This is a genomic window from Methylobacterium sp. WL7, from assembly GCF_008040085.1.
Lineage (GTDB): Bacteria > Pseudomonadota > Alphaproteobacteria > Rhizobiales > Beijerinckiaceae > Methylobacterium > Methylobacterium mesophilicum.
The window spans coordinates 1-16,642 of sequence record NZ_VRVG01000052.1 but is presented as its reverse complement, the minus strand read 5'-3'; the positions used below and the strand labels follow the sequence as shown (position 1 = coordinate 16,642).

16 protein-coding genes and 1 pseudogene are annotated in these 16,642 nt (G+C 69.2%); 12 read left to right on the top strand and 5 right to left on the bottom strand.

Annotated features, from left to right (window positions below; genetic code table 11):
- The first annotated feature begins 14 nt into the window (after nucleotides 1–14).
- The 8 genes from FV233_RS14975 to FV233_RS14940 all read left to right on the top strand — a co-directional run bounded on the left by FV233_RS14975 (nucleotide 15) and on the right by FV233_RS14940 (nucleotide 9,245).
- Complete coding sequence (locus FV233_RS14975; RefSeq protein ID WP_147854375.1) at nucleotides 15–758, top strand: (Fe-S)-binding protein; 744 nt, start codon at nucleotides 15–17, stop codon at nucleotides 756–758.
- Complete coding sequence (locus FV233_RS14970) at nucleotides 755–2,368, top strand: lactate utilization protein B (RefSeq protein ID WP_147854376.1); 1,614 nt, start codon at nucleotides 755–757, stop codon at nucleotides 2,366–2,368. Before FV233_RS14975 ends, FV233_RS14970 begins: the two co-directional genes overlap by 4 nt.
- A complete protein-coding gene (locus FV233_RS14965) occupies nucleotides 2,365–2,973 on the top strand; it encodes an LUD domain-containing protein (RefSeq protein ID WP_147854377.1) in 609 nt (202 codons plus the stop codon). Before FV233_RS14970 ends, FV233_RS14965 begins: the two co-directional genes overlap by 4 nt.
- Before the next feature lie 70 nt (nucleotides 2,974–3,043).
- Entirely contained in the window at nucleotides 3,044–3,904 is an 861-nt protein-coding gene (locus FV233_RS14960) for a transglutaminase family protein (RefSeq protein ID WP_147897914.1), read from the top strand.
- Nucleotides 3,905–3,969: 65 nt separating this feature from the next.
- Nucleotides 3,970–5,349 (top strand): ethanolamine ammonia-lyase subunit EutB, encoded by a 1,380-nt coding sequence (locus FV233_RS14955; protein WP_147897913.1) that lies wholly within the window; start codon nucleotides 3,970–3,972, stop codon nucleotides 5,347–5,349.
- Nucleotides 5,346–6,131, top strand: coding sequence for an ethanolamine ammonia-lyase subunit EutC (eutC, locus tag FV233_RS14950; protein ID WP_147897912.1), 786 nt, complete (start codon nucleotides 5,346–5,348; stop codon nucleotides 6,129–6,131). Before FV233_RS14955 ends, eutC begins: the two co-directional genes overlap by 4 nt.
- 494 nt (nucleotides 6,132–6,625) lie before the next feature.
- The gene (gene ilvD / locus FV233_RS14945) at nucleotides 6,626–8,356 is read left to right on the top strand and encodes a dihydroxy-acid dehydratase (protein ID WP_147897911.1); all 1,731 of its coding nucleotides are present in this window, start codon (nucleotides 6,626–6,628) and stop codon (nucleotides 8,354–8,356) included.
- On the top strand, nucleotides 8,343–9,245 hold the full coding sequence (locus FV233_RS14940; RefSeq protein ID WP_147855981.1) for a tetratricopeptide repeat protein: 903 nt from the start codon (nucleotides 8,343–8,345) through the stop codon (nucleotides 9,243–9,245). The genes ilvD and FV233_RS14940 overlap by 14 nt, the downstream gene beginning before the upstream one ends.
- 31 nt (nucleotides 9,246–9,276) lie before the next feature.
- On the opposite strand, the gene FV233_RS14935 is transcribed toward FV233_RS14940, so the two are convergent.
- The 3 genes from FV233_RS14935 to FV233_RS14925 all read right to left on the bottom strand — a co-directional run bounded on the left by FV233_RS14935 (nucleotide 9,277) and on the right by FV233_RS14925 (nucleotide 11,267).
- Complete coding sequence (locus FV233_RS14935) at nucleotides 9,277–9,900, bottom strand: glutathione S-transferase family protein (protein ID WP_147897910.1); 624 nt, start codon at nucleotides 9,898–9,900, stop codon at nucleotides 9,277–9,279.
- A 124-nt stretch (nucleotides 9,901–10,024) separates the two neighbouring features.
- Nucleotides 10,025–10,648 (bottom strand): glutathione S-transferase family protein, encoded by a 624-nt coding sequence (locus FV233_RS14930; protein ID WP_147855979.1) that lies wholly within the window; start codon nucleotides 10,646–10,648, stop codon nucleotides 10,025–10,027.
- Nucleotides 10,649–10,760: 112 nt separating this feature from the next.
- The gene (locus tag FV233_RS14925) at nucleotides 10,761–11,267 is read right to left on the bottom strand and encodes a peptide deformylase (RefSeq protein ID WP_147897909.1); all 507 of its coding nucleotides are present in this window, start codon (nucleotides 11,265–11,267) and stop codon (nucleotides 10,761–10,763) included.
- Nucleotides 11,268–11,402: 135 nt separating this feature from the next.
- On the opposite strand from FV233_RS14925, the gene FV233_RS14920 reads away from it, so the two are divergent.
- A complete protein-coding gene (locus FV233_RS14920) occupies nucleotides 11,403–12,017 on the top strand; it encodes an NIPSNAP family protein (protein WP_147857405.1) in 615 nt (204 codons plus the stop codon).
- 338 nt (nucleotides 12,018–12,355) lie between these two features.
- On the opposite strand, the gene xth is transcribed toward FV233_RS14920, so the two are convergent.
- Nucleotides 12,356–13,150 carry an exodeoxyribonuclease III gene (gene xth / locus FV233_RS14915; protein WP_147857404.1) on the bottom strand — a complete coding sequence of 265 codons (795 nt, stop codon included), beginning with the start codon at nucleotides 13,148–13,150 and terminating at the stop codon, nucleotides 12,356–12,358.
- Between the two features lie 133 nt (nucleotides 13,151–13,283).
- On the opposite strand from xth, the gene FV233_RS14910 reads away from it, so the two are divergent.
- The 3 genes from FV233_RS14910 (at nucleotide 13,284) to glpX (ending at nucleotide 16,507) form a co-directional block, all read left to right on the top strand.
- Complete coding sequence (locus FV233_RS14910; protein WP_147897920.1) at nucleotides 13,284–13,970, top strand: ceramidase domain-containing protein; 687 nt, start codon at nucleotides 13,284–13,286, stop codon at nucleotides 13,968–13,970.
- A 98-nt stretch (nucleotides 13,971–14,068) separates the two neighbouring features.
- Nucleotides 14,069–15,385, top strand: a complete 1,317-nt coding sequence (locus FV233_RS14905) for a homoserine dehydrogenase (protein ID WP_147897908.1) — start codon at nucleotides 14,069–14,071, stop codon at nucleotides 15,383–15,385.
- A 144-nt stretch (nucleotides 15,386–15,529) separates the two neighbouring features.
- Nucleotides 15,530–16,507 carry a class II fructose-bisphosphatase gene (glpX, locus tag FV233_RS14900; RefSeq protein WP_147856682.1) on the top strand — a complete coding sequence of 326 codons (978 nt, stop codon included), beginning with the start codon at nucleotides 15,530–15,532 and terminating at the stop codon, nucleotides 16,505–16,507.
- Between the two features lie 12 nt (nucleotides 16,508–16,519).
- On the opposite strand, the pseudogene FV233_RS14895 reads toward glpX, so the two are convergent.
- Nucleotides 16,520–16,642, bottom strand: a pseudogene (locus tag FV233_RS14895) (IS630 family transposase); the annotation flags it as partial.

Here is a 16,642-nt window from a genome sequence, read left to right as displayed (position 1 = left end):
GGAGGTTCCGGACCATGCGGGTCGGCCTGTTCGTGCCGTGCTACGTCGACGCTTTCGAGCCGGAAGTCGGGATCGCCACGCTGGAATTGCTGGAGCGGGTCGGTTGTACGGTGGAATACCCGTTCGACCAGACCTGCTGCGGCCAGCCCATGGCCAACACCGGCTGCCACGCCGAGGCCGCCGCCACCGAGGCCCTGTTCGTAAAGAATTTCTCGGATTTCGACTACGTGGTGGCGCCCTCCGGGTCCTGCGTGCACCAGGTCCGCGAGCACCTCACTGCGATCCCGCAGACGGACGAGGTCAAGAAGGTCCGGGCCAGCACCTACGAACTCGTGGAGTTCCTACACGACGTGCTGAAGATCGAGGCGCTGCCCTGGGCCGAGTTCCCGCACAAGGTCGCCTATCACGGCAATTGCAACGCGCTACGCGGCATCCACCATGCGCGGCCGTCCGAGATCGTGAAGCCGTACTTCTCGAAGCCCCTCGACCTCCTTCGCCTCGTGAAGGGCGTCGAGCTGGTCGACCTCGCCCGGCCGGACGAGTGCTGCGGCTTCGGCGGCACCTTCTCGGTTTTCGAGCCCGCGGTCTCGGCCAAGATGGGCTACGACAAGGTCGCCGACCAGAACCGGGCCGGGGCGCAGTACGTGGTCTCGGCCGATTCCTCGTGCCTGATGCACCAGAAGGGCTGCGCCGAGCGCCTCGGCCTGCCGCTCCGCTATATCCACATCGCGCAAGTGCTGAACGGAGCCGCCGCATGAGCGTCGAGGATCTGAACCCGCGCGCCCGCGAGGGCATCATCCATCCGGAAGTCCGCGCCGACGACGACGAGAGCGAGCGCGGCCAGGATGGCGGCCGCCTCCAGCACGCGGAGGCCGCGACCAAGCCGATCCGCGCGCCGCAGACCCGCGAGAAGCAGCCGCGCGGCGCCAAGATCCGGGGCGACCGGCCGATCGACCAGGCCGAAGCCGCCGAGCGCTTCCTCGCCGCGCCGCTCCACCAGGCCGCCCACGACGAGCGCCTGTGGGACCTGCGCAAGAAGCGCGATACCTCGGCCCACGGCATCCCGGAATGGGAGGAGCTGCGCGAACTCGCCTCCGCCATCAAGGCGCACACGCTCACCCATCTCGACCAGTATCTCGAGCAGTTCGAGGCCGCCGCGAAGGCCAACGGCGTGCAGGTCCACTGGGCCGCGGACGGCGCCGACCACAACCGCATCGTCCTGGAGATCCTGCGCAGCCGCGGTGCCAAGACCCTGGTGAAGTCGAAGTCGATGCTCACCGAGGAATGCGGCTTCCGCCACCACATGGCGGCCAACGGCATCGAGATCATCGAGACCGATCTGGGCGAGCGCATCCAGCAGCTCGACAACGAGGAGCCGAGCCACATCGTGGCGCCCGCGGTCCACAAGACCCGGATGGACGTGGCGGAAGTCTTCGCCAAGACGCTCGGCACCGACCCGGACAACGACGACGCCCATTACCTCGCCGAAAGCCAGCGCGAGACGACACGGCCCTACATTCTGAAGGCCGATGCCGGCATGACCGGCTGCAACTTCGCCATCGCGGAGACCGGCACCGTCGTCACCTGCACCAACGAGGGCAATGCCGACTTGTCCGGCAACGTCCCGCCGCTGCAGATCCACTCGATCGGCATCGAGAAGATCATCCCCAAGGTCGAGCATCTCGGGGTGTTCATCCGGCTGCTGTCGCGCTCGGCGCTCGGCTCGCCGATCACCCAGTATACTTCGCATTTCCGCGGACCCCGCAAGGGCACCGAGATGCACATGGTGCTGGTCGATAACGGCCGCTCGGCCCGGCTCGGGCTGGAGGAGTTCTGGACCTCGCTAAAGTGCATCCGCTGCGGCGCCTGCATGAACACCTGTCCGGTCTACCGGCGTTCGGGCGGCCTCTCCTACGGGGCGACCTATTCGGGCCCGATCGGGTTGATCATCGACCCGACCTTCAACAAGCGGAAATACTCGACCCTGCCGTTCTCCTCGACGATGAACGGCTCCTGCACCAACGTCTGCCCGGTCAAGATCAACATCCACGAGCAGATCTTCGCCTGGCGCAAGGTCCTGGTCGAGGAGCATCACATCCCGGCGCTCAAGCAGGGAATGATGAAGGCCGCAGGTGCGGTCCTGTCTCGGCCCGCCGCCTATCGGGCAGCGATCGGCGCCGCGGATTCGGCGCTGAAGGTGCTGCCGCGCTTCGCCGTCTACAACCCGCTCAACACCTGGGGGAAGAAGCGCGAGATGCCGGATGCGCCGCGCCAGACCTTCCACGCCTGGTACAAGCAGAACCGGATGCAGAAGGCGGTCAAAAACACCGCTGCCAAGGAGACCGCTGCGAAGGACACGGCCCGATGAGCGCGCGCGCGGACATCCTGGCGGCGCTTAAGGCGAACCGTCCGGCGGGCGATTATCCGCTGCCGAGCGTCCCGGACTTCACGCCGCTGGTCGGCGACGATCTGATCGAGGAGTTCGGCGACCGGCTGAAGCGCATGGGCGGCCGGATCGAGGACGGTCGCACCGGCGACCCGCTGGCGGGCGTGCGCGGGCGGCTGGCGGAATCGAAGGTGATCGCCTCCGCGGTCCCTGAGATCGACGGCAACCGCGACCTTCGGGCGGTGCGGTACCCGCAGGAGGTCGAGGACGTCGACGTGGCGGTGGTGCGCGCCGTGTTCGGCATCGCCGAGACCGGCTCGGTGTTGTTCACGGAGGGCGAGCTGATCGTGAACGCCGTCGCCTACCTGGCCCAGCACCTGATCGTGCTGCTCGATCCCGCCGACATCCTCCCCAACGTGCAGGAGGCCTACAAGCGACCGGAATTCGGCCGCTCCGCCTACGCGGTGCTGCATACGGGACCTTCGGCCACCGCCGACATCGAGGGCGTGCTGATCCACGGCGCGCAGGGCGTGCGCTCGCTCACCGTCCTGTTGCTGCCGCGCGCCGCAGAAAGATCGGTCTCCTGAGCCGGAACCGCCGATAAGGCGCGCACCTTGCTTGGACAGCGATCATCTCGTCGCCCGGCAAGGAGATCCGATGCGCTATACCCTCGGCTGCAGCCTGTCGTACAATATTCTCTCGGACACGACCTTCATCTTCAATTTGGAGGTGGCCAAGCTGAGGAGCGTCGAGATCCTCAGCGAGAGCCTGGTGCTCACGCCGAACCTGAAGCGCGATCTCTACACCACGCCCGACCTTCTGAACCGCTATCTCGGCGTCAACGTGCCGATGGGCCAGTTCGCCCTGGAGTATAATGCGGAGGTCGATCTGACCGTCCACCGGGCCGACCCGGCGACCATCAGCGAGACCCCGATCGGCGAACTGCCGCTCGACATCCTGCCGTTCCTGCTGCCGAGCCGGTTCGTCTCCTCCGATCGGCTGACGCCCTACGCGCAGGCCGAGTTCGGCGCGCTGCCCAAGGGCCACAGCCGGGTCAACGAGATCTGCAACTGGATCCACGACCACATCACCTACCAGCCCGGCACGAGCGACGGCGAGACCACGGCCGACGAGTCGCTCCTGAAGCGGGCCGGCGTCTGCCGCGACTTCGCGCATATCGGCACGGCGTTCTGCCGGGCGCTCGGGATCCCGGCCCGGTTCGTGAGCTGCTATGCGCACGGCCTCGTGCCGAGCGATTTCCATGCGGTGTTCGAAGCCTATCTCGACGGGCGCTGGTGGCTGTTCGACGCGACCCGTCAGGCGGATCTCGACGGGCTGGTGCGCATCGGCGTCGGGCGCGACGCCGCCGAGATCGCCTTCTCGACGCCGTTCGGCAACATGCAACCGATCAACCAGCAGGTCCGGATCCAGCGCACGGACGGGCAGGGCAGCCCGATGCCGCGCACCGTCGATGCCATCTCCACGGAGGTCCCCGCACCGAATGCCGGTGCGGCCTGAACGGACAGAAGCATCGGATCACGCTATCCTGTGATCCTCGGAAAGCAAGGACGGGGTGAAACCGCATGGCCTACCGCCACGTCGTCGGCCCGCGCACCCACGTCTTCGGTGACCTCGCCACCCTGATGGCCAAGGCGACGCCTGTCCGCTCCGGCGACCGGCTCGCCGGGGTCGCGGCTGAATCCGCCGAGGAGAATGCGGCGGCGCGCTGGTGCCTCGCGGAGGTGCCGCTCTCCGAGATCCTGGCCCGGCCGCTGATCCCGTACGAGCAGGACGACGTCACCCGGCTGATCCTCGACACGCACGATGCCGCCGCCTTCCGGGAGATCGCCCACCTCACGGTCGGCGATTTCCGCGAGTTCCTGCTGACCGCCACCCCGGAGGTGCTCACCCGGATCGCCCCCGGTGTCACGCCGGAGATCGCCGCTGCGGTCTCGAAGATCATGCGCAACCAGGACCTCATTTCCGTGGCGCGCAAGGCCCGGGTGGTCACCCGGTTCCGCAACACGATCGGGCTGCCGGGCACGCTGGCGGTACGGCTGCAGCCCAATCATCCGACCGACGATCCGAAGGGGATCACCGCAGCGATCCTCGACGGGCTCACCCTCGGCTGCGGCGACGCCGTAATCGGCATCAACCCGGCCTCGGATTCGGTCCAGGCGCTCGGCGACCTGCTCCACCTCCTCGACGGGGTGATCCGGAAGCACGCGATTCCCACCCAGGCCTGCGTGCTCACCCACGTCACCACCACGCTCGCCGCCATGGAGCGCGGCTTGCCGGTCGACCTCGTGTTCCAGTCGATCGCCGGGACCGAGAAGGCCAATGCCGGCTTCGGGGTGACGCTCGCTTTGCTCAAGGAGGCCCACGAGGCCGCGCTCGCCCTCAAGCGCGGCCCGCTCGGCGACAACTGCATGTATTTCGAGACCGGGCAGGGCTCGGCCCTCTCGGCCGACGCCCATCACGGCATCGACCAGCAGACCCTGGAGGCCCGGGCCTACGCGGTCGCCCGGCCGTTCCGGCCGCTCCTGGTCAACACCGTCGTGGGCTTCATCGGGCCCGAATACCTCTACGACGGCAAGGAGATCATCCGGGCCGGGCTGGAGGACCATTTCTGCGGCAAGCTCATGGGCGTGCCGCTGGGTGTCGACGTCTGCTACACCAACCACGCCGAGGCCGATCAGGACGACATGGACACGCTGCTGACGCTGCTGGGCGCGGCCGGCTGCACCTACATCATGGGCGTCCCGGGGGCCGACGACGTGATGCTGAACTACCAATCCACGTCGTTCCACGATTCCCTCTACCTGCGCGAGGTGCTGGGCTTGAAGCGCGCCCCCGAATTCGAGGCCTGGCTGCACGGCATCGGGCTGACCGACGGGGCCGGCGCCCTGCTGCCGGGATCGGGCGCGCCGCTCCTCACCGCCGCGCCGGACCTCGCCGCGTGAGCGACTCGCGGGAGATCTGGGCCAGGCTCGCCGGGCTGACGCCGGCCCGGATCGGGCTCGGCCGCGCCGGCAGCGGCCTGCCGACCCGGGAGGTGCTGCGCTTCGGCCTCGACCATGCCCAGGCCCGGGACGCCGTGCACGCGCCGATGGATGCGGCGGCGCTGGCCGCATCCATCGCGGAACTCGGCCTCGCCACGCTTGCCGTGGCTTCGCAGGCCCCGGACCGGGCGACCTACCTGCGCCGCCCCGATCTCGGCCGACGGCTCGATCCGGACGACCTGCTGACGCTCGAAGCCGCGGCGGATACCGCCGATCTCGCCGTCGTGGTGGCGGACGGGCTCTCGGCCCGGGCCGTCCACGAGAATGCGGCGCCGTTGCTCAGGGCGTTCAAGCCCCTGGCCGAGAAGGCCGGCTGGCGCCTCGCGCCGGTGGTGATCGCCCGGCAAGCGCGCGTGGCGCTCGGCGACGCGGTCGGCCAGACCCTGAAGGCCCGGGCGGTGGCGGTGCTGATCGGCGAGCGGCCGGGCCTGTCCTCCCCCGACAGCCTTGGCATCTACCTGACATTGAATCCAAAAATCGGCCGCTCGGATGCGGAGCGCAACTGCATCTCGAACGTGCGAACGGCCGGCCTCACCCACGAGAAGGCGGCGTTCAAGCTGCACTGGCTGCTCGCCCGCGCGCTGACCCTTGGCCTCAGCGGCGTGGCCCTGAAGGACGAGAGCGACCGTACTCTGGAAACCGGTGCTGCGTCGGCCGCCTTGCCGGAGCCGGGCCGCGGCTGAACGGGGGCACGTGTTTCGTGCTCTGTGCCGAACGGAGTATCGGTTCAGTCATGCGGATAGCAGTTCAAGGGCCATGTCTGCGGTCCGCAGATGACGGCGGCGGGTGGTTGGTGGCACGGTGCCGGTGATACGGCGCGGCACTGAGCCTTAGAACCCGTGTCGATTGAGCCTAATCCGGCGGGGCAGGTGACCGAAGGATTATCCTTAACCTAATCTCGTGCCGGCAATGGATCCCAAGCGTGGCTGTGGCGGGGTCGCAACACCGTAAAACGAACCCGGGTCCGCCCCGAGACCTGCCCGCAAACGCCGCGATCCCGCCATAGTCCGGGCCCACCTCACCATCCGCGGTAAACGGCAAGTTCGACAACGATTTACCGTTTCGAAACGAGGTTTTCCCGAGCACGCGGACGGCCCATCCGGCGCATCGCGAACGGCGACGCGCCGCGGCTTCCTGCACCCTCGGGACTGGCGGCGCGAAGGCTTGGTTCGGGTTGATGGACACGCGGTTGAACGACAAGTCGAAGCTGCCCAGCCGTCACGTCACGGAGGGGCCGGACCGGGCCCCGCATCGCTCCTATCTCTACGCGATGGGACTGACCCGGGAGCAGATCCACCAGCCGCTGGTGGGTGTCGCCTCCTGCTGGAACGAGGCCGCCCCCTGCAACATCTCGCTGATGCGCCAGGCGCAGGCGGTGAAGAAGGGCGTCGCGGCGGCCCACGGCACCCCGCGTGAATTCTGCACCATCACGGTCACCGACGGCATCGCCATGGGCCATGGCGGCATGCGCGCCTCGCTGCCGTCCCGCGAGGTCATCGCCGACTCGGTCGAGCTGACCATGCGCGGCCACGCCTACGACGCCCTGGTCGGCCTCGCCGGCTGCGACAAGTCGCTGCCCGGCATGATGATGGCGATGGTGCGCCTCAACGTGCCGTCGATCTTCATCTACGGCGGCTCGATCCTGCCCGGCTCGTTCCGCGGCAAGCCCGTCACCGTCCAGGACCTGTTCGAGGCTGTGGGCAAGGTCGCGGTCGGCGACATGAGCCTGGAAGACCTCGACGAGCTGGAGCAGGTCGCCTGCCCGTCGGCGGGCGCCTGCGGCGCGCAGTTCACCGCCAACACCATGGCGACCGTCTCCGAGGCGATCGGCCTGGCGCTGCCCTACTCGGCCGGCGCCCCGGCGCCCTACGAGATCCGGGACAAGTTCTGCGCCACCGCCGGCGAGAAGGTGATGGAGCTGCTGGCCAAGCAGATCCGCCCGCGCGACATCGTCACCCGCAAGGCACTCGAGAACGCCGCCACCGTCGTCGCCGCCTCCGGCGGCTCGACCAACGCGGCCCTGCACCTGCCGGCGATCGCGCATGAATGCGGCATCGAGTTCACGCTGTTCGACGTCGCCGAGATCTTCCGGCGCACGCCCTACATCGCCGACCTGAAGCCCGGCGGGCGCTACGTCGCCAAGGACATGTTCGAGGTCGGCGGCATCCCGCTGCTGATGAAGACCCTGCTCGACCACGGCTTCATGCACGGCGACTGCCTGACGGTCACCGGCCGCACTATCGCGGAGAACATGGACCGGGTGACCTGGAACCCGGACCAGGACGTGGTCTACCCGGCCAACCGCCCGATCACCCCGACCGGCGGCGTCGTCGGCCTCAAGGGCAACCTCGCCCCCGAGGGCGCGATCGTGAAGGTCGCCGGCATGCCGGCCGAGAAACAGGTCTTCACCGGCCCGGCCCGGGTGTTCGATGGCGAGGAGGCCTGCTTCGAGGCCGTCCAGTCGCGGACCTACAAGGAAGGCGACGTGCTCGTCATCCGCTACGAGGGTCCGCGCGGCGGCCCCGGCATGCGCGAGATGCTGTCCACCACAGCGGCCCTCTACGGCCAGGGCATGGGCGACAAGGTCGCGCTGATCACGGACGGGCGCTTCTCGGGCGCGACCCGCGGCTTCTGCGTCGGCCATGTCGGCCCCGAGGCGGCGGTCGGCGGGCCGATCGGCCTGATCCGCGACGGCGACATCATCACCCTCGACGCGATCCAGGGCACGCTCAGCGTCGCCCTGTCGGACCAGGAATTCGCCGAGCGCCGCAAGGCCTGGGCGCCCAGGACCAACACGGCGACCTCCGGGTATCTGTGGAAATACGCGCAGGGCGTCGGCCCGGCGCTGTACGGCGCCGTCACCCATCCGGGCGGCGCCAAGGAGCTGGAGAGCTATGCGGACGTCTAGGACTGACCTCAGCCGGCGCAGGGCGCCGGCCGGGGCCGATCCCGGTCGGTCCCGCCTGATCGCCAGGATCGCGGCGTCGGCCGGCGTCCTGATCCTGCTCGCCCTGCCCACGGAGGCGCCGCGGGCGCTCGATGCCAGCGTCCGCGCGCCGGTCCAGGTACCGGTGGCGGACAAGAGCTACCGGTCGGCCAAGGACGCGCTGCGCGCCGGCGTGCGCGAGTACAATGCCGGCGACAAGCAGGGCGCCGCCCGCGCCCTCGAATACGCCGCCGGGCAGGGCCATGCCCTGGCCCTGTGGAAGCTCGGCCGGATGTACGCCGAGGGCGACGGCGTGCCCCATGACGACCTGAAGGCGTTCGAGTTCTTTTCCCGGATCGCCGACGCCAGCACCGACGACGGCCCCGATCCGCAGAACTCGGCGGTCACCGGCAGCGCGTTCACGGCGCTCGGCACCTACTTCCTTGAGGGGATCAAAGGTACCTACGTGCGCCCGAACCCCGAGCGCGCCTACGACATGTTCAACTACGCGGCGTCGTATTACGGCGAGCCGAACGCGCAGTACAACCTCGCCCGGCTCTACCTCGACGGCACCGGCGTGGAGACGGATCCCCGGCAGGCGGCGCGCTGGTTCAACCTGGCGGCCGAGAAGGGGCACCACCCGGCGCAGGCTCTGCTCGGCGACATGCTGATGAACGGGTTGGGCGGCGTGCCGGTCCAGCGCGTGAAGGGCCTGATGTGGCTGTCGCTCGCCCGCGAGGGCGCGGAGGGCCGCAAGGACGACTGGATCGTGGCCCTCTACGACAAGAACTGGGCGGCGGCCAACGAGGACGACCGGGCCGAGGCGCAGAGCCAACTTCAGACTGTCGGCTCGATCCGGCGGCGGCATTAGAGCCCTGCTCTGACGCCGCCGCCGGCTTTCCTCAGCCCTTCTTCGCGTCTTGCGCGGTCTTGAACGACGGGCGCGCCAGGGTCTCGGCGATATAAGCCGAGAGCTTGGGCCAGCGGTCGGCATCGATCTGCGCTTCGGCCACGTGGAAGTTGTAGAAGCCCGTGGCGATCGAGATGTCGGCGATGCTGAAGGCGTCACCCGCGAGGTAGGGGCCCGAGATCTGCCGCTCCAGATAATCGAACAGCGGCGGCAGGTCCGCGTCGAGCGCCTTCGTGACGGCGGCCTCGTCGGTGGGCTTGCCCATCATGTTGGGCTTCAGGATCCGCTCGACGAACGGCACGATCAGCTTCCCGAACAGCTCGGTATCGCCGAACTTGTCGAACCAGACCGCGCGGCCGAGAACCTGCGGGTCGGACGGCACCAGGGCGGGCGTCGGGTGCTTGCGCTCGAGATACCAGAGGATCGCCGAGGAATCCGCGAGCTTGAAGCCGCCATCCTCGATCGCCGGGATCTTCCCCAGCGGGCTGGCCGCCTGGAAATCCGAATCGGGCGCGTGGAACATCACCGGCCTGTGCTCGTAGGGCACGTTCTTCTCGGCGAGCGAGACCAGGACCTTGCGGACGTAAGGCGAGTAACCGGTACCGTAGACGATCATTACAACTCCATCGGGGACGCGATGACCGGGTATCGATCCGTCGGCCCCTGCATGGCAGATAGGGCCGATCGCCGGTGCGCCGACCGCGTCACGGTCACCGCTCCGTGATCGTGCCCCTGTCGTCTCACCAGGCCGGCGCGGTGATCGCCGTCACGAAGGACGGCCGGTCGAGCGTCAGCGCGACCCAGCCGGCGAGCTTCGGCCAGCGCGCGGAATCCACCTGAACCTTGGCGAGTCGGAGATTGTGGAACGGCGCCGCGACCGCGATGTCGGCGATCCCGAAGCTGTCGCCCACCAGGAACGGCCCTGTGATCTGCGATTCGAGGTAGTCGAACAGGGGCGGCAGATCCGTGTCGAGCGCCTGCTGCGCCAGCGCGTCGTCACCGGGAACCTTGAGCACCCGCGGCTTCAGGAAGCGCTCCGCGAACACGACTGAGAGCTTCCGATCAAGCTCGACCTCGCCGAACTTGTCGAACCAGCGGGCGCGGGCGGCCCCCTGCGCATCGGCCGGGATCAGCGCGGGCTGCGGGGTGAGGCGCTCGAGATGATCGAGGATCGCGCTCGAATCGGCCAGCCGAAAGCCGTCATGCTCGATTGCGGGGATCTTGCCCATCGGGCTCGCTGCCCGGAATGCGGCATCGTCCGATTGCGGCGCCACCGGCCGGTGCTGGTACCGGACACCCTTCTCGGCCAGTGCCACGAGCACTTTGCGCACGAAGGGCGAGAGGCTGCTGCCGTAGACGATCATGGTCGAATCCCCCGATGAACCGGCATCGGTCTAGAGCCGATGCCGGCAGCGGTGCAATCGATGCCGATGTCGTCGTGTTGAGTTGGCCATTTCATCGTGTTCGGCCCGGGTTTCATCTTGATGAAGCGGCGTTCGATTTCTCGAACCGCTTGATGAGACGCTCTCGCTTCAGACGGGAGAGGCGGTCGATCCAAAAGATACCGTCGAGTTGATCGATTTCATGCTGGATCACGGCGGCCGAAAAGCCGTCCGTCTCCTCCTCGTGGGCGGCTCCATCAAGGTCGCGGTAGCCGAAGCGGATCCGGCTCGGCCGCGTGATGCGCTCGCGCACGCCGGGCATGCTGACGCTGCCCTCTTCATGGGGCGTCGTCTCCGCGGAGGCCCAGAGGATCACCGGGTTGACGTAGACGCGCAGATCCTCGTCCGGCGACAGACGGATCACCACGACGCGCTCCGGAACGCCGATATGCGGTGCCGTCAGGCCGATGGCGCTGACGGCCAGCAGCGTGTCCCGCACGTCGTCGGCGAGGGCCGAGAGGCGAGGACCGAACGCATCGACCGGGTCGGCCGGGAGGGACAGGCGACGGTCGGGGAACTGGACGAGGGGGCGGGCCGGCATGTCGGGGAGTCCACCGGTGACGGTTCGGGATCCCTCTGTCCTCCACCGGAACCACGGGGCGCAGTCAACCGCTTCCTGCGTCGGAAACCGAATGGCCGCTCCAGGCTTTGAAGCCTCGAACAGACTGAGGCTCCCATGCTGTACGAACTCGCCACGCTCTCCTGCCCCCTGCTCGCGCTCGGACACGCATCCGAGGGCGTCCATGCCTGGGTGGACGACAGCGAAGCCAAGGGACAACTCATGGGCTGCTGGCGGACGGAAGTCGGCATGCTGGGCCGGCTCATCGTGCTGCGGGGGTTCACCGCGCCGGAGGACATGACGGCCGAGCGCCGACGCGCCCTGCTCAGCGCCAACCCGTTCAATGCGGGCGGCGTGGTGACCGCGCTGGAGATGGACAGCTACGCGCCGTTCCCGTTCCTGGCGCCGATCCGGACCGGGGAGCGCGGCGGGCTGTACGAGATCCGGACCTACCGCCTCAAACCCGGCGGCCTGGCGCCGACGCTGTCGGCCTGGGAGGCGGCCATCGAACCGGCCCGAACCTACACCGAACATCTTGTTGTGAACCTGTACGCCCTCGATGGGGCGCCGCGGATCACGCATATCTGGGCCTTCGCCAGCCTTCAGGAGCGGGCCGCGTTGCGCGCTCAAGCCTATGGCGACGGCGTCTGGCCGCCGAAGGGCGGCCCCGACCAGATCGCGGAAGCGACCTCGGTGATCGCGCTGCCGCAGGGGGTGTCGCCGCTAAGCTGAATTCCCGGTCGGCGGGTGCAGGACATGCCTGTCTGCGATTCAGGCGGACGGGTTTCGCACCCCGGTCAGCTCATCGCCCGAGCTTTTGCCCCTCCCGATCCGGCACCCCGCACCGTCATTCCGGGTCGCCGCGGGCGAACCCGGAATCCATAACCGTTGTCGGTGTAAGGCGCTGGAACGTCGGTGCTTCTGGATCCCGGGCTCCGCTTGGCGGCCTCGGGACGACGGTGTGCGACGACGTTGGTCGGCTCCCTGTCCGGCGAACAAACATGCGTTTGCGCCCTGCACGAGCCGATGCCTGGACATCGTAGGCCGCGGCGAGACGACCCGCATCCGCGCTACCCAGCCGTCAGCTCCACCGTCACCGGCACGTGATCGGACGGCTTGTCCAGGCCGCGCAGGTGCTTCTGCACGGCGGCCGAGACCAGACGGTCGGCGGCCTGCGGCGACAGCAGGAGGTGGTCGATGCGGATGCCCGCGTTCCGCTGCCAGCAGCCCGCCTGGTAGTCCCAGAATGTGTAGAGCCCGTCGCGGGGATCGCAGGCGCGCAGGCCGTCGGTGTAGCCCTCGGCCAGGAGGGCGCGGAACGCCGCCCGCGTGGCGGGCAGGAACAGCGCGTCGGAGCGCCACGCCTCCGGGTCGGCCGCGTCGGCGGGTTCCGGGATGACGTTGTAGTCGCCCGCGAGCACCACGGCGGTCTCGTCCTCCATGAGGATGCGCGCGTGGATCCGCAGGCGTTCCATGAAGCCGAGCTTGTAGGGGTATTTCGGGCTGTCGACCGGGTTGCCGTTCGGCAGGTAGATCGAGGCCACCCGCACCGGCTTGGACTCGGCGCCGGAGATCAGCGCCTCGATGTAGCGCGATTGCTCGTCGGTCTCGTCGCCCGGCAGACCGCGCCGGATCTCGCTCATCTCCAGCGGCGCGCGCACCAGCAGGGCCACGCCGTTATAGGCCTTCTGCCCGAGCGTCTCGACCGCGTAGCCGGCCCCCTCGACCTCGGCGCGCGGGAACGCCTCGTCCTGGCATTTCAGCTCCTGCAGGCAGACCACGTCGGGCTTCGCCTCGTCGAGGAAGCCGAGCAGGTGCGGCAGCCTCTGCTTGATCGAGTTGACGTTCCAGGTCGTGATCCGCATCGCCTCGCTTCCGGTCGCCGTCTGGAGCGCTCGCCGCCGAAGTGGTTCCCGGAGCGGCCGAAGCGTCATCCGCGCTTCGCGCCGCGCTGACAAGGCCATGGCGGCGCAAGATCGGGGCGATATAGACGCCAGGATGACGATGGGGTGGTTCGAGCCGGTCATGGCTTACTGCGAGCGGACCGGGCCGGAGGTCTGGGCCGAGCCGGTCAACGCGGCGTCGAACGCCGCCTTCCTGCTGGCCGCCGCGGCCGCGGCACGCCGGGCGCACGCCGCGCGGCCGCCGGACCGCGCCTGCCTGGGGCTGGCCGGGCTGATCGCCGTCGTGGGGTGCGGCTCGTTCCTGTTCCACACCCTGGCGGTGACCTGGGCGATGTATGCCGACATCATCCCGATCACGCTGTTCATCGTCGCCTACCTGGCTTTGGCGCTGCACCGGTTCCTGAGGCTGCCGCGCATCCGGGTGGAGGCGGCCACCGCGGGCTTCGTCCTGTTCAGCTTCACGCTGGTCCCCACCCTCGACGGACTGAGCGGGTCCGACATCTCCGCCCTGACCCATGGATCGATCGACTACGTGCCCGCGGCGCTCGCCCTCTTCACCGTGGCGGCGCTCGATCGTCCGGAGCACCGCTTCGTCGGCACCGGCCGGAGGCTCACGGAGATCGGCGTGCTGTTCCTGGTCTCGCTGACCGCGCGCACCCTCGACCGATCCGTCTGCGCGGCGCTGCCGATCGGCACGCACGCGCTCTGGCACGTCCTGAACGCCGTCGTGCTCTACGCCCTCGTGGTCACGGCGATCCGGCACCGCGCCGCGGTCCCGTGAGGGCGCGGCCGGTTTTGTTGCGGGCCGGACGGAATTCTTGCACAGATGCGCCGCATCGGTGACCCGGCTCATCGCGAGTCCCGTGCACGGAAGGAATCATGACAGTGAGCTACCGCATCGGCGTCGCCGGGCTCGGCACCGTCGGCGCGTCCGTCGTCCGGATGATCGCCCGCCGCCATGACACCCTGACCGCCTCCGGCCTCGACATCCGCGTCGCCGCTGTGTCGTCCCGCGACCGGACCCGCGACCGTGGCCTCGACTTGGCCGGCGTGACCTGGTTCGACGATCCGGTGGCGCTCGCCCGCTCCGGCGAGGTCGACTGCGTGGTCGAGTTGATCGGCGGCGCCGAGGGGTCGGCCAAGGCCGTGGTCGAGGCGGCGCTGCAGGCCGGCAAGACCGTGGTGACCGCCAACAAGGCCCTGCTCGCCCGCCACGGCGCGGCGCTGGCGGCGCTCGCCGAGGCGAACGGCGTCGCGCTGGCCTACGAGGCCGCGGTGGCCGGCGGCATACCGGTGATCAAGACCCTGCGCGAGGGCCTGCCCGGCAACGCCGTGGCGCGCGTCTACGGGATCCTCAACGGCACTTGCAACTACATCCTCAGCCGCATGGAGCGCGAGGGCCTGACCTTCGAGGCCTGCCTCAAGGATGCGCAGGCGCTGGGCTACGCCGAGGCGGACCCGACCTTCGACGTCGAGGGTTTCGACACCGCCCACAAGCTCGCGATCCTGACGAGTCTGGCCTACGGCACCACCATCGACGCCGACGGTGTGTCGGTGGAGGGCATCTCCCGGGTGCAGCCCCTCGACCTGCGCATGGCCGACGAACTCGGCTACCGGATCAAGCTGCTCGGCGTCGCCCAGGCCTCCGAGGCCGGGATCGAGCAGCGCGTCCACCCGACCATGGTGCCCAAATCCTCCGCCATCGCCCAGGTGATGGGCGTGACCAACGCCGTCACCATCGACGCCGACGCGGTCGGCGAGCTGACGCTGATCGGCCCGGGCGCCGGCGGCGAGGCGACGGCTTCCGCAGTGGTCGCCGACATCGCCGACGTGGCCCGCGGTATCGTCCGCCCGACCTTCGGGGTGCCGGCGGCGTCGATGCGCGCCAGCGAGCGGGTGGAGATGCAGCGGCACGAGGGCGGCTATTACATCCGGCTGACCGTCCACGACCGCCCCGGCGTCGCCGCCGGCGTTGCCCAGCGGATGGCCGAGCGGGAGATCTCCCTGGAGAGCATCCTCCAGCGCCGCACCGAGGGCGCCGGGACGGATCCCCGCGGGCGTTCGGGCCGGCCGGTGCCCCTGGTGCTGATCACCTACGCGGCCACCGAGGGCAACATCCGCGACGCGCTCGACGCGATCGGCGCCGACGGGCTGCTGGCCGAGCCGCCGCAGGTCATCCGCATCGAGCGTGAATAAGAGTGCACAAAGTCGCGTCATGTGCCGCAATGTTGATGCAAGATAAGTGATACTTTTGCGGCGCGCGTAGGCTGACAGGCGTTGGTCGACGACGATCAAACCGGGATCCGACTCAAGATCGGACCCGGACAAAGGCAGGAAGCGATGGCCGTGGCCCCCAAGTCCGAACCGCGTGGCGTTCCGCGCACGCTCGCCCTCGAACTCGCCCGCGTCACGGAGCGCGCCGCCATCGCGGCGGCCCGGCTGCGGGGCAAGGGCGACGAGAAGGCCGCCGATCAGGCCGCGGTCGACGCGATGCGGGCGGAACTCAACAGCCTGCCGATCCGCGGGACGGTGGTGATCGGCGAGGGCGAGCGCGACCAGGCGCCGATGCTGTTCATCGGGGAGCAACTCGGCCAGGGGGAGGGGCCCGAGGTCGACATCGCGGTCGATCCCCTGGAGGGCACGACCCTCTGCGCCAAGGACATGCCGGGCGCGATCGCCGTGATGGCCATGGCCGAGCGCGGCTCGCTGCTCGCCGCCCCCGACGTCTACATGCAGAAGATCGCCATCGGCCCCGGTTACCGGCCCGGCCTGGTCGACCTCGACGCCAGCCCCGCCGACAACATCGCGGCGCTGGCCCGGGCCAAGGGCGTCGAGCCCGATCAGATCACCGCGCTGATCCTCGACCGCCCCCGGCATGCCGCACTGATCGCGGAGGTGCGCGCCGCCGGCGCCGCAGTCCGGCTGATCTCGGACGGCGACATCGCCGGCATCATCTTCACGGCGAGCCCGGGCGAGACCGGCATCGACATCTATCTCGGCACCGGTGCCGCCCCCGAGGGCGTGCTGGCGGCCGCGGCCATGCGGTGCATCGGCGGCCAGATGCAGGGACGGCTGATCTTGGACACGGCCGAGCGCCGCCGCCGCGCCGCCGAGATGGGCATCGACGACCTCAACCGGAAATATGATCTGGTGGATCTCGCCAGCGGCGACGTGATCGTGGCCGCCACCGGCGTGACCGACGGGGCGCTCCTCCGCGGCGTCCGCTTCCGGCCCGACCGGATCCAGACCGAGACGGTGGTCTACCGCTCGGAGGCCGGCACGGTCCGGCGGATCCTGGGAGAGCACCGCCGCAGCTAGAGCCGTGTCCTTTCAGGTTGGCTCATAGGCATCGTATCCAGCAGCGGTGAGGTAGTTTCGGCACTCATCCGGTCGGACGGCGGCGAACGCGTCCTCGATGGCGATGGTCAGGTCGGCGGCGGTCCGTGCTGCAGC